Genomic DNA, 15232 nt, shown 5'->3' on the forward strand with positions numbered 1-15232 from the left:
AATGTTTTGGTTAACTATAAGGCTGTAACTGTAAGCACCATGTTTAAATTGATTGATTGACATTAATATGCATAATATTGCTAAAATTTGACGAAAATTGGCAATGCTTTATAGTGATTTTCAATCGTAATTGATGTTAAATTGTTTATATTTGTATGTCTTAGTATTATATTTTAACTTGAAATAATTAAATAATAAAACTAAACCTAATTTTTAAACTAAAGTTAATAACAATGAAAAAATTATTACTTGTATTTTCCGTGTTTTTGATTTCCTATGGCCTCCAGGCTCAGGAAGTTGGTGTTCGTTTTGGAGAGGGCGCTAACAATGTTGCCATTGATGGGATCTTTTCCGTGGGAGAGTTTAGTCGTGTCCATGGTGACGTTAGTTTTGGTGATGGAGTAGGACTCGATTTACTCTATGACTTTCTGTACAAGCCATTTCCTGAGGCTGATGGATTGGATTGGTATGTAGGTGCTGGTCCGTCATTCTATTTTCATGACCCGTTTTTCTTTGGGATTGCAGGTGAAATAGGGCTTGAATATCATTTTGACTTTCCATTGGCAGTTGGCTTAGATTGGCGTCCTACTTTTTGGATAGTTGATAACACAGATTTTAATGCCGGCTATTTTGGACTTAATGTCCGGTATGTCATAGGCAGGTAAGAGTATAAATAGACATCGCAACATACCATGCTCCGTCAATTTTTGGCGGAGCATTTATTTTTGGCGTCCGAGTATGGATTTTTTTTCGAAGATAATTTGTCAAAATCTATCCTCCTAAATTACCTAAAGGGGACTTTCTGATCAAGTCTCCAGATGACGGGGAGTTTTAAAATCAAAAAAATCTTTTCTAATTTCATTTAAATCAGATTTTAATTCCCGCTTTGTGGTTCCGACAGCTATGCCGAAGGAACCACGAATGTTGAATTTAACTCGACATTAATTACAGGAGTTTTTACATTGGGTATGATTTGACGTTTATTATAAACAAGAAAAGCCCGGATTGGTTTAGCAAATCCGGGCTTTGTATTAAGATGATTTCTATTTTAGTCAATATTAGGCTGAGGAGTAGTCCTTAAGTAAGGCTTTATTTCCTTGTGTCCTTTAGGGAATTTTGCAGGGATCTCTTCATTGCTGATCGCTGGCGCAATTACCACATCTTCACCATGCACCCAGTTGGCTGGCGTGGCTACGGAATAGTTTGCAGTAAGCTGAAGGGAGTCGATTACCCTAAGCAGTTCGTTGAAGTTTCGGCCTGTGCTGGCTGGATAGGTGATGATCAGTTTGATTTTTTTATCAGGACCGATGATGAAAACAGACCTTACCGTCAATTTTTCATTGGCGTTGGGGTGAATCATGTCATATAGCTCGGCGACCTTTCTGTCTTCATCGGCGATGATCGGATAATTCACCTCTGTCTGCTGTGTTTCATTGATGTCTTTTACCCATCCGTGGTGGCTGTCAATGCCATCCACACTAAGGGCAAGCATTTTGACATTTCTTTTTTCAAATTCCCCTTTAAGCTTGGCAGCTGTACCTAGTTCAGTGGTACATACAGGGGTATAGTCTGCTGGATGACTGAATAAAATGCCCCATCCATCACCTAAATAATCATACAAATTGATTTTTCCAGCGGTGCTTTCAGCTGTAAAATCCGGTGCGGTGTCTCCTAATCTTAATGACATAGTGATAAAATTTTTTTATGGTTAAATATAAACTCTATAGGTTTTGTAGGAAAACGTGTTTTCTCATGATAAAGTTTAGGAAACCCCCACAAATTTAAAAAAAGTCCGAAGATTAGTAAAAGGACCAAGGATGAATAAAGAATGTGGACCATCTCATCGTACTTCCATGCTTCCTGTTGATCGGATGACTTGTTCGTTTTTATTTTTACAAATGTCCGTAACGAATCAAAAGGCCCAAATCTTTCCTTCAGGCACAATTTTCCTCAATCGATTGTAAAATAATGGTACAAGCCTTTTTGATCTCCTCTTCAGTGATGGTCAGTGGTGGAGCGATGCGCATGCTATCCTCACAGAATAAAAACCAGTCGGTAATAATTCCTAGCTCGATCGCCCGGTCAATAACGGGTTTGAGTACTTCGAAGGATTCAAATTCCACGGCCATCATCAATCCTTTGTTGCGGATACCTTTGATCTTGGGATGCTTTAGGTAAGTTTTGAACAGGTTGGCTTTGGTTTCGACTTTTGGGACAAGTTGCTCTTGGTGAAGGACCTCAATAGTGGCCAGTGACGCTGCACAACTTACCGGGTGACCGCCAAAAGTAGTAATATGCCCAAGAAGCGGGTTGTTTTTGAATACGGCCATGATGGACTGGGAAGCGATGAACGCACCGATGGGCATTCCTCCTCCCATGCCTTTTGCGCAGACCACGATGTCAGGAGCAATATCGTAGTGTTCGAATGCCCAGAATTTACCCGTCCTGCCAAACCCAGCTTGGATTTCATCGAGGATAAGCAAAGTGCCCATTTCATCACAGCGCTGTCGCAAGGCTTGAAAGTAGGCTTTTGACCCGACTCTAATGCCTGCTTCTCCCTGGACGGTTTCTACAATAACGGCGGCAGTTTCTTCTGTGATCAGGTCCAATTGGTCAATGGCATTAAAATCAACATTTCGGATTCCGGGAAGCAAGGGGCGATAGGCCCTTTTGAAAACTTCATTCCCACCTACAGATAGTGCACCGTGCGAAGAACCGTGGTAGGCATTGACACAACTGATAATTTCTCTTCTCCCGGTATATCGCTTGGCGAGTTTAAGGGCACCTTCCACTGCTTCACTACCGCTGTTGACCAAGTAAACATTGTCCAGATTTTCAGGAAGTGTGTCGGTGAGGGCTTTGGCCAATAGTGTCTGCGGTGATTGGACATACTCTCCATAAACCATCAGGTGCATGTACCTGTCCAATTGCTCCTGTATAGCGGCTACCACCCTGGGGTGGCGGTGACCTACATTGCTCACACCGATTCCTGAGATGAGGTCAATATACTTTTGGCCGTTTGGCCCGTACATATAAATACCTTCGGCTTTGTCAATTTCGATAAGCAATGGAAAATCGGTAGTCTGTGCTAAATTGGATAAAAAGAGCTGACGGTTGTTCATCTGATCGTTTGGTTAATGACAGACCCAAAATTAAGGGCTTTTATCCAGAAATGACCAAAAGATGACAGGGAATCCGTGATTTGGTGTGTTGTTGACGTAGATTACTAAAGAAGGGACTTCTGTGGAGGAGCAGAATGACAAAACGTTTAGCTGACGTTTCTTCATGATTTTCCCAAGTGTCCATAATTGAAAAATGATGCATAGACGGATTATAAAGCGAAATGTGTGGTATTATCTACATAATGTGTTTTATTTGGGGAATAATTACACACTAACTCTCTATCCCAGCATGAGTCATTTTGATGTAGCCATTATCGGTAGTGGTCCGGCAGGTGCTTCGGCAGCATACCAACTGGCAGAACAAGGCGTTTCTACTGTTTTAATAGAAAAAGAACTACTTCCCCGATACAAAACCTGTGGAGGGGGCTTTGTTTATCGTGGCAGAAGAAGGTTGCCATTTGATATTTCTGAAGTGGTGGAGCGTGAGTTTATGCAGATTAGGCTTTATTTTGAGCATGAGTCGATGATGCTCACCACCAAGAGAGAGGTGCCGGTGATCAGTATGGTGATGCGGGATGACTTTGACAGCTTCATTATCAAAAAGGCCAAAGAAAAGGGAGTGGTGATAAAAGATGGCCACAAACTTACCGGTATTACGTTTGGCGATATGCCTGTGCTCCATACCAACCAAGGAGACATTAAGGCAAAAATGATCATTGCCGCTGATGGGGCTTTGAGTCCAACAGCAAAAATGGCTGGATGGAAGGAAACCCGGACGCTGATCCCTGCACTGGAATATGAGGTAGAAGTAGGTGCGGAAGATTTTGAGCGATTGTCCAAAGAAGTACGGTTTGACGTGGACACCATTCCTTATGGCTATGCCTGGAGTTTTCCTAAGAAAAATCACCTTTCCTTAGGGGTAGCTTCAGCAAGGAAAGTGCGGATTGACCTAAAAGCACATTATCGCAAATACCTTGATAAGTTGGGCATCCAAGAAGTAATCAGCGAAAAAGCCCATGGCTTCCAAATTCCAGTGGCTCCAAGGACCGATGGTTTTTACCGTAACAAAGTGTTCTTGATCGGTGATGCAGCCGGTTTTGCAGACCCCATCACTGCGGAGGGAATTTCCAATGCATTATTAAGTGGGGAGATGGTGGTAGAAGCCATCGTCAGAGCTAAATTGGATCCTGACACAGCAGGTGCCTTATATGAAAGTAAGTTGGAAGAGGAATTGCTTCCAGAAATCCATACAGGAGTGAGTGTTTCCAAGTGGTTTTACAGCCAACGAAAAATTCGGAATTTCCTCATGAAGCGTTATGGAGATTATTTTATATCCGCCATGACGGATGTTTTTATAGGTGAAAGAAGTTATCCAAAGGACCTCATGAAAAGCTTAAAAAGAAAAGTCAGGGAATTGGTGTAGTAGGTCCACCCACCATAGGAGCGGATCACCCGGCATCTTGATTATCCTATGCTGCTGCTTCTCCTTCACATTTTGGCAAGATCTAGTTTTAGCTTCACTGTACGACGAGAGGTATTGCAAATGTCTTTATCAGAAGGTTGCTTTTCAATTGCAAACAATAGTGAACCCCTTTATTATGCGCCCATGAACTTCATCGTTAATATGCCTGCGTCATGGACTATTCAGTAACCTGCGGATTGATCCGTAGGATGAGAAGGTGTCTTCCATATTCCGAAGGAGTGCCATCGGCAAGGATGATAGCTGCTGCCAAACTGTAGCTTTTCCCCTCCAGCATCGTAAATGCGTTTGCCCTTTGTCAGAAGGAAGTATTTGGAAAAACGTCAAAACGTGTTTCGGGAAAAGTATAATAGCATTGTGTGAGTGATGGAGATCGATAGTTGTTTTACCTGATGGGGAAAATGTGAAATAAGTGATGAGGCAATGCCGTTTAGTTAGTGTGTATCTGGAAAATATGGGTTCTATATTTTTTCCTTGGGCAGTTATTTTTCTAGCTAAATCACTAGATGGTTTTCATCCCTTTACCTTTGTTACTTTTTTGCTTCAGGTCAAAAAAGTAACCAAAAAAAACCGCCGCTACGCCACGGCGCACAGGTGTGTAGCTATTGGCCTAAAATTAAAACCTTCCCTCATGCAGGCAAACTCCTCCTGTCTAAAGCCAAGAAGGCCTATTTAAAGCCAGGTACTTCTTTAGCCGCCAACATTCTTTTTGGCTAGTATTTCGTCAAACAAGCCTGCCTTTTTGCCTACCTGCTTTTTAATTTCTTAACGCCCAATACCTGCAAGGCGGATCCGATTAATAACCTGAGCTCGACTTAATTTTAGTATTAAAAGCGAACCCTTTTAAGGAGGATGTGGGTTGGAAAAGGGTGTGGCAATCCCGAAATACTGAGACTGCCACGGCTTCCACCCCTCATATCTCCCTCTAAGCCTCGCAGTGACGATTTTATAATCGAACTGAGGTTAATAAGTTTCTTATGGATAAATTATCATCATTATTCCATGTAGTGGTATATTTTCTTAAAATGGGTGACGGATCTCGGTCGCAGGGGAAATCCATGTTCCATTTTAAAAGGCATACCACCGGCCTGGATTTTTTTCTTTCTTTTTTCATCAATAGCCTGCCCCGAAGGCTTTCGGAGGAAAAAAGGAAAAGGATAAAATCCACCAGGATGATCAGGTTTCCCCAGCCAAAGTCAATCAAAAAAAGGACTTTTAGGTATATGAAAAGAAGGAAATCCCCTTAACTAAACGGCATTGGGTGATGAGGTGAGTATTATGCTGGAATTTTACAATCAAACCATAAGCTACCTTCGGAAATACATAGAACCATAATTTCACTTGACCAATTGCCATCCAAAAGTAGCCAGTCATCATTAAAACTTTTCATTTTAGCCCAAAAACCTTAACTTCCACTTTTAAAATTTATAATAAAACCCAACCTATAATGAAATTGAACCTATTGTTTCCTGTTGTCGCAGGAAGTTTACTAGCGATTCCAGCACTTGCCCAACATTCCTCTGTACAATTACCACCAGAAGCCACTGAAGTATGGGAGCCAGAACCTCCGATCGTCACTCCTGGGGATGAAAATCATTTACCGCCCTCGGATGCTATCGTGCTTTTTGATGGCAGTGATTTGGATGCTTGGGAAAGTGTGAAAACGGGAGGAGCAGCTGAATGGACCATAAATAACGGTTTCTTTACTGTCAAGCCAGGTACTGGCGAAATTGCTACCAAAGAAAAGTTTGGAGATGTCCAGGTCCACATAGAGTGGAAGGCTCCTGATGTGGTAAAAGGTGAAGGACAGGGAAGAGGTAACAGCGGATTGTTTTTTTGCGAGCGATATGAAGTCCAGATATTGGATTCCTATGACAATCGCACCTATTCCAATGGTCAAGCGGCTTCACTTTATAAAGAAGGTATTCCCTTGGTCAATGCCATGCGCTCTCCTCAGGAGTGGAATACCTATGATGTGTTTTTTACCGCTCCGAGGTTCAATAAGGACGGAATGGTGATTTCACCAGCTTATGTAACCGTAATCCATAACGGGGTACTCGTCCAAAATCACTATGAAGTAAAAGGATCTACCTCTTATATTGGGGTGCATAAATATGAAGCCCATGAAGCCGAGTTACCGATCAAACTTCAAGATCATGGCAATTTGGTAAACTTTAGAAACATATGGGTGAGGAAGCTCTGAGCTGACTTTTGAATAATAACCTTAAACCTGTCGGTACTTACTGTGTACTAGTGATCGACGACTAATCACCAAGTAATTCAATAACCTAATAACCACCATGTCATCAAGAAGAAGATTTTTACAAAACACCCTGCTGGCATCAGCGGGATTATCCATGCCATCCGTATTGACGGCCAGGGATTTTGGCCTGTTCACACGAAGTATTTCCCCCAGTGATCAACTGAATGTAGGCCTAATAGGAGCAAACGGAATGGGCTGGTCCAATATGAACTCATTCCTGAAAATGCCCCAGGTCAATTGTGTTGCCATTGCTGATATCGACCAAAGCGTGCTGGACAGAAGAGCAGTCGATGTAGAAAAGCAAAGGGGTAAGAAACCCGCATTGTACAAAGATTACAGGAAACTACTTGAAGACAAGGACGTGGATGTGGTGATCATCGGTACTCCCGATCATTGGCACTGCTTGGCCCTGGTGGACAGTTTGTCAGCAGGTAAACATGCCTATGTAGAAAAGCCATTGGCCAATTCTATTGAAGAGTGTAACCTGATGGTGAAAGCAGCAGATCGCTACGGAAAACTCGTCCAGGTAGGGCAGTGGCAGAGAAGTGGCAACCAATATGATGATGCCATTTCCTTTGTGAAATCAGGCCAGTTGGGGAATATCCGTTTGGTGAAATGCTGGGCGTACCAAGGCTGGATGAATCCCGTACCCGTTAAGCCCAACAGTACACCGCCACAAGGTGTAGATTATAAAATGTGGCTCGGCCCAGCGCCTGAGCGACCATTCAACGAAAATCGTTTTCACTTCAATTTCCGTTGGTTTTGGGATTATGCTGGAGGTTTGATGACCGACTGGGGCGTGCACGAAATTGACATAGCACTGTATGCCATGGGGGTAAGTGCTCCAAAATCAGTAATGGCTTCAGGTGGTAAATTGGCTTATCCTGACGATGCATCCGAGACACCCGATACCCTACAGACCGTGTATGAATACGATGGCTTTAATATGTTATGGGAACATGCTACGGGTATTGATGGAGGAAATTATGGCTATACCGAGGGAATAGCCTTTATCGGTAATAACGCTACCTTGGTAGTCAATCGTGGCGGATGGGAAATTATCGCTGAAAAGAAAGACGGGAAGCCGTTGATCGAGGGAATGGCCAGGGTAAAACCCGAAGGTAATGCCTTGGATAAGCATACGATAAATTTCGTGGAGGCAATCAAGGCAAATGATGCATCCCAACTCCACTGTGGTATCGAGACAGGTAGTGTGGCGGCTATCAATGCCCATATGGGAAATATCGCCTATAAAACAGGTAAAAAAATCTATTGGGATGCTGATAAGGGACTATTTACGGATAAGGATGCCAATAAACTGGTCACAGCCAATTATCATAACGGATGGAAATTGCCAAAGGTGTGATATATTACCGATTTTCTTTATAGACGAAAAAAGCAACGCATCTTATAAACAGGCGTTGCTTTTTTTATCGAAGAGCGAATCTTTAAATTAGAATTCCTTCTCCCCAAATTCACTTTTGATAAACCTTGATTTATTTTTACGCTGGTTAAAGGAATAGCTGATATTGAGCATAAACATGTCCACTTCATAGACGTAATTAGTGGTGGTGTAAAACTCATTTTCGGACCAGGTGCTGATCCGCTGTTCATTGGTGTCCAATAGTCCCATGTCCATATTCAGCCATTGGAGTGATGTGCTGAGCCTGCCGTCCAGGAAGGTCTTGGTGATGGTAAGATTGGGTGAGAAGAATCTGCTGTCCTCACCTTGCGCCGTTACACGGTCTGAAAGGTAATTAATTGACCATTGGAGGCTTAGGCTGGACGAAATGTCAAAATCTGTATTTGCATTTATGGAATACACCCAGCTGGAAGAATCAATAGGACGATCATTGAATTCACCCATAATGTGGTACTTGTAAAGGTTGCCTCCTGCAAATATTTTCCACCAAGAGGTAGGGTTCAGCTCAATTCCTGATTCCAGCCCAATGGATTTTCCAGACCCCACATTAGAGTAAATGCGGTTGAGGATGGTGTCATTATAGATGGTGTTTACCCGGTTTACCAGGTTCTTGATATCACTGTAATAAGCCGTGGCATATACGGAGTTGTCACCAAAATCCTTGACCACTCCCAATTCTATCAAATCAATAAATTCCGGAAGTAATGTTGGGTCGCCCTGTTCAAGTGTTTCGGAATGTTCTCGTTCAGGGAAGGGGTTCATTTTGAAAGTAGTGGTTCGTTGGACCCTTTTGGTATAGGCTGCTTTTAGGGTCAGTTCATCATTGACTTGGTATTGGAGGCTGGCCGAAGGGAAGGGCTTGATAAAATCATAATAGTAGGTCGTGTCCACAGTGCCGGCCTTATCTCGTAGGTCGAGCTCCCTGTCCATATATTCCAGTCTCAAACCTGCCGAATAAGACCACTTCCCTTTTTTACCGGAAAGAAGGCCATATCCCGAATGGATCTGACGGGTAAGGTCCACATTACTGGAAAAATCAGGGACGAGTTCCCATTGGCCGGTTTCATTGTTTCTCCTTTCGTAAACAAAATCGCCCGTGTGGTTAAGGTTCCGAAATTGATATCCTGCCTCAAAGGTTCCGATCTTCCAGGGAGTAGCCGTATAGGCCGTTTGGAACCGGATGCCATGCAAGGGGTTGTCATTGGTATTGTACTCATCCTGATAGACAATGTCTGTATTAGGATAGCCCAAGTTCTGGTTAGTGGTGGGGCCGCCGAGCATGGTGTATTCATACAGGAAGGACGAGCTGAGCTTCGATGTATTGGAAAAGGTATGTTCAAAATCAATACTGCCGATCACAAAGTCACTCCGTCTGATGCGCAAGTTTTCGTTGTAGTATTGCATTTGGTAGATTTCCTCACCATTTACCTCGGCATGGTTATCATAATAGATGATATCAGCCGTCCTGTCCTTGCTTCTTTTTCCGGCATAGAGCCCCAGGCTCACTTGATTTTGCTTGTTTGGCGTATATCCGAGGGTGAGCCTCCCGGAGTACATTTCCTCCTTAAAGCTTCGTTCACCATCGGAAGGGAAATAGGTGGTGGTATCACCACTGACCGTATATACGTTTCCTTCCCTTCTTCCCGCGAGATCATTTCGGAGGTAGCTGCCACCGGCTGACAAGTCCCAATCCCCCTGACGGTGGTTGATGGTGAAGTCAGCACCATACCGTGTTGGTTTTTCCTTGTTATCATATGGCTGGATGCTGGGAAGGCCAAATTTGGTGTTGACCTGGACAAAGGTACCGTCCTCAACAGGCCTTGAGGTGATGATGTTGATGATTCCGGCTTTTCCTTCTGGGTCATATTTCGCCGAAGGAGCAGTGACGACTTCTATGTTTTGGATACTATTGGCCGGTATCTGGTTTAGCAATATGCTTGGATCCGTTTGGATAGGTTTATCATTGACCATTACCACAAATCCCGTGGTACCCCTCACACTGATATTTCCACTGGCATCTGTGCTGAGTCCCGGAAGATTGCGGAGCAGGTCTGTGGCCGTACCGCCCCGGCTGGCTTCGAAACTGCCCGCTTCGAATACCTGTCGGTCGATTTTGTGCATCGTGGTAAACCGATCGCCACTTACTTCCACTTGATTCAGCAACTGCTCATTTGGGGCTAGACTAACCGGAGGCAGTGTGGTTATCTGCGACTTTCTCACCGTGATCCCATCAATGGATTTTTCGTTATAGCCCAGAAAGGAAATGGACAGGTAATAGGTTCCTTTGTCCACCTTGGTAAGTTCGAAACTTCCATCGGCGATCGTGACCGTGCCCTTGACCAAGGTACTGTCAGGAAGGGAGTACAATGCTACATTGGCATATTCCAACGGGTTCGCATTGGTCTGATCCACTACAGTGCCTTTTATGCCTGATTGCGCCATTGTCTGCCCAACTAGGCATAAAATTAAAAGTGTTAAAACTATCCTATTCATTGAATTGCTCATTTCATGCAAAACAACTCAACGGTTGATGGATTTTACGGTAAAAATTGTCCGATTATGGTAGTATTATCCAATTGCCCTAGATCGATAGTCCAAGGGAGTTAAGGTGGTTTGCCCTTTAAAGAATTTCACAAAGTTGGAGGAATCTGTGAAGTTGAGTTCAAAAGCAATTTCGGAGACGTTCCGGTTGGTGTGCGTCAATAGATTTTTTGCTTCAATAAGTATTCTTTCCTTGATCACTTCTCTTGCGGTAGCGTTTATAGCACTTTTGCAGATTTCATTGAGTTTCTTGACCGAAAGATGGAGCATATCGGCATAAGACTCTACATTTTTGATTTCCGTAAAATGTTCATTGACCAATTGCCTGAATGCGGCAAATTCCTTGGTGACGCTTGGAGTGTTGTTTTTGTTTTGTTGGGCAATAGAACTGCTTTTGATAATCACCAAGTTTAGGTAAGCCGCGAGAAAATCCATTTCATTACCTGCCTTAAACTCCGCGAAAAACGTGTCCAATAAGTGGAAAAAATCGCTTTCATCCGGAATGTTGAATTGCTTTGGGAAATCAAAGAGATAGCTTTGTGCTTTTGGATAGAGCGAGAGGATTTCTTCTTTGAAGAGGATGACATAGCCTTCCGGGATTTTAGAAAAGTCCCAACAGTGAACTTGGCCTGGCCCAAGGTAAAAACCCGTTGGCGGAACGACATCAAAAGCCTCGTCTCCGATGGTGTGCTGGCCAGCTCCCTTGGAGAGAAAAATCAATTCATGATACCCAGCGTGCTTATGTGGTTTGGTTGGTTTGATAATCGGTTTCATGCGTGAAACCTTCAGTACGAGTTCGTCCTCAAGCTTTTTCTTTAAACCAATTTCCATGATTAGGGTGATGATGAGCCCGCAAAATTACGAGGAAATTTCAATTGGAAAATGATTATTTTATAAATGGTAACCGGGATTTATACTGTTACAGTTAAATAAAAGGAGCAATTTCCCCTTGTATATAGCTTTTTTGATTCTTCAGAGCATTACTCCTGGCACCTCTAGTCTTGTCTAAATTGGCGATAATATTCATCTATTTCCTCCGTGCTACATTGTCTATGCACCAAAATCATATTTCTAAAGTGAAGTGGAGCGCCTTTTGGTAAAGCGATAGGTTCCTTTCCCGGGAAGGCAATGTTCTGCATGCTGTTGGCGCTCCGCAGTATCCATCCTTGGTAGGAAGGAAGCTTATCCGGTTCTCCCATAATGGTAATATTCGATGACGTTGTACCGTCGAAGGTGCCGGTGAGATTCATCCAAGGACCAGCTTGGACAGGGAGGTTCTGAGGTGAGATTGACTTTCCTTCTGAGTGGAAAGTAACATCATCTGGGAGCTTGATTCTGGGCGAAAAGCCCCCGTATCCTTTGGCATCTTCCGATCCACCGAGTTGCACACCTTCTACTAATGATGTCAGCGTGACGTCAAATGTGAGTGAAAATGCGTCAGCTTCCAGTCGTTCGAAGGTAATCTTAACTTTCTCTTCCAAGACAGGTGTGTTTTGCAAGCTATCTGCCAGCCATTGGACAGTGGACTGGAGCGTTGCTTGTGGGCCTTGGATGGTTTCTTCGGAATTAATGACCTTCCACGAAATGCCTTCGCAAAACCAAGGGTCGGCGATTCGTTTTCCGTTGACATAGAGCTGATGCCAGGTCCAGAAAATGCCGCGGTGGTGTAAATGGTCGGCAGGAAAGTCTTCCGTTAGCACTTCTCCATCCAGTCCATAAAGTGGATGGACGTAATTGGCCCTGGGGTAATTGCCGTCAAGGGATTTGGGGGCTGTTTGGTAAAAATACCTCGGCTGTCCATTTTCAGTAAGCATTATTCCTTCGGCAGATTTTTCAAAGGAGAACTTTTGTGCATGGGTACATGAGAATAGTAGGTTTAGTCCTAAAAATAAAATAGCGCTATTTAAAATGGTTTTCATGGATTAGGTCAAATGCTGATGAATCAATTGCCTATAAAAATAAAAGCAGCAAACCGGATAAACCAATTTGCTGCTACATATTTAAAATTTAACGGAATTTATTTCCTGCTGATGGCTTTTTTGGCTGCCTTAACGATGTTATTGGCATCCAATCCATATTTGTCCAAGAGCTCCATTGGCTTGCCGGATTCGCCGAAGGAATCATCGACGCCGATAAACTCTTGTGGGGCAGGATTGTTCCTTACCAAGGTCTGGGCGACGCTATCACCAAGGCCACCGTTGTACTGGTGTTCTTCAGCAGTCACGCAGCAGCCAGTTTTGGCAACTGATTCCAAGATAGCCTCAGTATCCAGCGGCTTAATCGTGTGGATGTTGATGACTTCTGCATTGATTCCTTCCTCTCTTAGCATGGCCTCGGCTACTACCGCTTCCCATACCAAGTGGCCAGTTGCAAAAATAGTTACATCCTTGCCTTCGATCATTTTCCAAGCTTTACCAATCTCAAATTTCTGGTCGGCAGGAGTGAAGATAGGCCATTTAGGACGGCCAAATCTCAGGTAAACAGGGCCATGATAATCAGCGATGGCCATGGTTGCTGCTTTGGTTTGGTTGTAATCACATGGGTTGATGACAGTCATGTTTGGTAACATCTTCATCATGCCGAGGTCTTCCAGGATTTGGTGCGTGGCACCATCTTCGCCAAGGGTCAATCCGGCGTGGGAAGCACATATTTTTACGTTTTTCTCTGAATAGGCAATGGATTGGCGAATTTGGTCATAAACCCGGCCAGTAGAGAAATTGGCAAAAGTACCTGTGAAAGGGATTTTACCATTGATGCTCATCCCGGCGGCAAGGCCCATCATATTGGCTTCTGCGATCCCTACCTGAAAGAATCGTTCGGGGAATTCTTTCTGGAAAGCGCCCATTTTCAAGGATCCAATAAGATCGGCACAAAGCCCCACGACATTAGGGTTTTTGCGGCCAGCTTCCAACAGCCCGTCACCAAAGCCGGAGCGGGTGTCGCTTTTTTCTGTATAGGTGAATTTTGTATCTAAAGTCTTTTCCATGATCGGTCAAGTGTTGAATTGAATAATTGTTGAATCGGTCATATTAAATAACAGGATCGATATCCTGATGCTTAATAGTCGCCAAGGGTTTCTTCCAGCTGACCAAGTGCATCTTTCAATTGCTCGTCATTTGGAGCAACTCCGTGCCACTTGTGTGTGCCCACCATAAAGTCCACTCCATAGCCCATGTCAGTGTGGAGCAGGTTCAATACCGGCTTACCCTTACCCAAAAGGGTTCGTGCATACTCAAGGCTGGAAACTACCGATTCCATATCATTGCCTTTCAGGGTGTCGATTACTTCCCATCCAAAGGCTTCCCATTTTGCTTTTAAATCTTTCAGGTTCATGACAGCATCTGTAGGACCGTCTATTTGTTGACCGTTGAAGTCGATGGTAGCGATCAGGTTGTCCACTTTATGGTGAGGAGCGTACATGGCCGCTTCCCAGATTTGTCCCTCTTGCTGCTCGCCGTCACCCATCAGGGCGTACACGACACCGTCATCGCCGTCTATTTTTTTTGCCTGGGCAGCTCCAATAGCCACAGATAGCCCTTGGCCCAAAGAACCAGAAGCAATACGAATGCCTGGCAATCCCTCTTCAGTAGCCGGGTGGCCTTGAAGACGGCTGTTGATTTTACGGAATGTCTTGAGCTCATCAATGTTGAAATATCCGCTTCTGGCCAAAACACTGTACCAAACTGGAGAAATATGTCCGTTTGAAAGAAAGAAAAGGTCTTCTCCTTTTCCTTCTATTGAGAAGTCTTTATTGTGGTTTAATTGGTTAAAATACAGGGCAACAAAGAATTCTGTACATCCCAAGGATGCTCCAGGGTGTCCTGACTGTACATCATGCACCATGCGCACAATGTCCCGTCTCACCTGTGAGGCGGTTTTTTTAAGTTGTTCGGTTGATAGTTTTTCCATTTTAAAGGAATTATTTAAGTATTTGATTTGAATGTTCTTTGGTTTTTACCTTTTCGATGATATCGGCGATATTGCCTTCTTCATCGATGACAAAAGTGGTCCGGACAGTACCCATATAGGTCCTGCCGTAGTTTTTCTTCTCCCGCCAAGTATTGTAAAGTTCGTGTACTGATTTGTCCTCATCGGCAATCAGCGGAAAGGGAAGCTCGTGCTTCTCGATGAATTTCTTATGTGATTTTTCAGAATCCGTGCTGATGCCCAATACCACATATCCTGCATCCAAAAGGGCATTGTAATTGTCCCGAAGATCGCAGGCCTGCGCGGTGCATCCAGGGGTGTTGTCTTTTGGATAAAAATACAGCACCACCTTTTTGCCTTTGTAATCGGACAGTTTTATGGTGTTGCCATCTTGGTCTTTTGCCTCAAAATCAGGGGCTTTGTTTCCTACTTCCAGTGACATAAATGAGTGTTTTATAGGTTTAAGTGTTTTTTTG

General features: G+C 43.7%; 13 protein-coding genes. 5 read left to right on the forward strand and 8 right to left on the reverse strand.

The genetic code is table 11. The annotated features are described in order from the left end of the window. The first annotated feature begins 233 nt into the window (after positions 1–233). A complete protein-coding gene (locus tag FDP09_RS13705; protein WP_137403204.1) occupies positions 234–665 on the forward strand; it encodes an outer membrane insertion C- signal in 432 nt (143 codons plus the stop codon). A 383-nt stretch (positions 666–1048) separates the two neighbouring features. Here FDP09_RS13705 and FDP09_RS13710 read toward each other — a convergent pair whose 3' ends face one another. Both FDP09_RS13710 and FDP09_RS13715 read right to left on the reverse strand, forming a co-directional pair. Further along, positions 1049–1687 carry a peroxiredoxin gene (locus FDP09_RS13710; protein ID WP_137403205.1) on the reverse strand — a complete coding sequence of 213 codons (639 nt, stop codon included), beginning with the start codon at positions 1685–1687 and terminating at the stop codon, positions 1049–1051. 247 nt (positions 1688–1934) lie between these two features. After that, entirely contained in the window at positions 1935–3122 is a 1188-nt protein-coding gene (locus tag FDP09_RS13715) for an aspartate aminotransferase family protein (protein ID WP_137403206.1), read from the reverse strand. A 289-nt stretch (positions 3123–3411) separates the two neighbouring features. Here FDP09_RS13715 and FDP09_RS13720 point away from each other — a divergent pair, with 289 nt between their 5' ends. From FDP09_RS13720 to FDP09_RS13730, 4 genes are all read left to right on the forward strand, one after another. Beyond that, on the forward strand, positions 3412–4545 hold the full coding sequence (locus FDP09_RS13720) for an NAD(P)/FAD-dependent oxidoreductase (RefSeq protein WP_137403207.1): 1134 nt from the start codon (positions 3412–3414) through the stop codon (positions 4543–4545). A gap of 1034 nt (positions 4546–5579) precedes the next feature. Next, positions 5580–5849 (forward strand): hypothetical protein, encoded by a 270-nt coding sequence (locus tag FDP09_RS23810; RefSeq protein ID WP_187328674.1) that lies wholly within the window; start codon positions 5580–5582, stop codon positions 5847–5849. 200 nt (positions 5850–6049) lie between these two features. Then, positions 6050–6805, forward strand: a complete 756-nt coding sequence (locus FDP09_RS13725) for a 3-keto-disaccharide hydrolase (RefSeq protein WP_137403208.1) — start codon at positions 6050–6052, stop codon at positions 6803–6805. Positions 6806–6902: 97 nt separating this feature from the next. Continuing rightward, positions 6903–8231 carry a Gfo/Idh/MocA family protein gene (locus FDP09_RS13730; RefSeq protein ID WP_137403209.1) on the forward strand — a complete coding sequence of 443 codons (1329 nt, stop codon included), beginning with the start codon at positions 6903–6905 and terminating at the stop codon, positions 8229–8231. A gap of 87 nt (positions 8232–8318) precedes the next feature. On the opposite strand, the gene FDP09_RS13735 is transcribed toward FDP09_RS13730, so the two are convergent. The 6 genes from FDP09_RS13735 to bcp all read right to left on the reverse strand — a co-directional run bounded on the left by FDP09_RS13735 (position 8319) and on the right by bcp (position 15198). Further along, positions 8319–10730, reverse strand: a complete 2412-nt coding sequence (locus FDP09_RS13735) for an outer membrane beta-barrel family protein (protein ID WP_229683365.1) — start codon at positions 10728–10730, stop codon at positions 8319–8321. Between the two features lie 126 nt (positions 10731–10856). Beyond that, the gene (locus FDP09_RS13740; RefSeq protein WP_137403211.1) at positions 10857–11660 is read right to left on the reverse strand and encodes a helix-turn-helix domain-containing protein; all 804 of its coding nucleotides are present in this window, start codon (positions 11658–11660) and stop codon (positions 10857–10859) included. Positions 11661–11824: 164 nt separating this feature from the next. Then, positions 11825–12748, reverse strand: coding sequence for a DUF6807 family protein (locus tag FDP09_RS13745; protein WP_137403212.1), 924 nt, complete (start codon positions 12746–12748; stop codon positions 11825–11827). 98 nt (positions 12749–12846) lie between these two features. Beyond that, positions 12847–13815 carry a transketolase family protein gene (locus tag FDP09_RS13750; RefSeq protein WP_137403213.1) on the reverse strand — a complete coding sequence of 323 codons (969 nt, stop codon included), beginning with the start codon at positions 13813–13815 and terminating at the stop codon, positions 12847–12849. A gap of 71 nt (positions 13816–13886) precedes the next feature. Continuing rightward, positions 13887–14738 (reverse strand): transketolase, encoded by an 852-nt coding sequence (locus tag FDP09_RS13755; RefSeq protein WP_137403214.1) that lies wholly within the window; start codon positions 14736–14738, stop codon positions 13887–13889. Between the two features lie 10 nt (positions 14739–14748). After that, the gene (gene bcp / locus FDP09_RS13760) at positions 14749–15198 is read right to left on the reverse strand and encodes a thioredoxin-dependent thiol peroxidase (protein WP_137403215.1); all 450 of its coding nucleotides are present in this window, start codon (positions 15196–15198) and stop codon (positions 14749–14751) included. Positions 15199–15232 lie beyond the last annotated feature (34 nt).

The sequence above is a fragment of the Echinicola rosea genome (genome assembly GCF_005281475.1).
GTDB classification, from domain to species: domain Bacteria; phylum Bacteroidota; class Bacteroidia; order Cytophagales; family Cyclobacteriaceae; genus Echinicola; species Echinicola rosea.

Coding starts and splice junctions, on each gene's coding strand:
- FDP09_RS13705 (WP_137403204.1), top strand. CDS start 234: ATGAAAAAATTATTACTTGTATTTTCCGTGTTTTTGATTTCCTATGGC.
- FDP09_RS13710 (WP_137403205.1), bottom strand. CDS start 1,687: ATGTCATTAAGATTAGGAGACACCGCACCGGATTTTACAGCTGAAAGC.
- FDP09_RS13715 (WP_137403206.1), bottom strand. CDS start 3,122: ATGAACAACCGTCAGCTCTTTTTATCCAATTTAGCACAGACTACCGAT.
- FDP09_RS13720 (WP_137403207.1), top strand. CDS start 3,412: ATGAGTCATTTTGATGTAGCCATTATCGGTAGTGGTCCGGCAGGTGCT.
- FDP09_RS23810 (WP_187328674.1), top strand. CDS start 5,580: ATGGATAAATTATCATCATTATTCCATGTAGTGGTATATTTTCTTAAA.
- FDP09_RS13725 (WP_137403208.1), top strand. CDS start 6,050: ATGAAATTGAACCTATTGTTTCCTGTTGTCGCAGGAAGTTTACTAGCG.
- FDP09_RS13730 (WP_137403209.1), top strand. CDS start 6,903: ATGTCATCAAGAAGAAGATTTTTACAAAACACCCTGCTGGCATCAGCG.
- FDP09_RS13735 (WP_229683365.1), bottom strand. CDS start 10,730: ATGGCGCAATCAGGCATAAAAGGCACTGTAGTGGATCAGACCAATGCG.
- FDP09_RS13740 (WP_137403211.1), bottom strand. CDS start 11,660: ATGGAAATTGGTTTAAAGAAAAAGCTTGAGGACGAACTCGTACTGAAG.
- FDP09_RS13745 (WP_137403212.1), bottom strand. CDS start 12,748: ATGAAAACCATTTTAAATAGCGCTATTTTATTTTTAGGACTAAACCTA.
- FDP09_RS13750 (WP_137403213.1), bottom strand. CDS start 13,815: ATGGAAAAGACTTTAGATACAAAATTCACCTATACAGAAAAAAGCGAC.
- FDP09_RS13755 (WP_137403214.1), bottom strand. CDS start 14,738: ATGGAAAAACTATCAACCGAACAACTTAAAAAAACCGCCTCACAGGTG.
- bcp (WP_137403215.1), bottom strand. CDS start 15,198: ATGTCACTGGAAGTAGGAAACAAAGCCCCTGATTTTGAGGCAAAAGAC.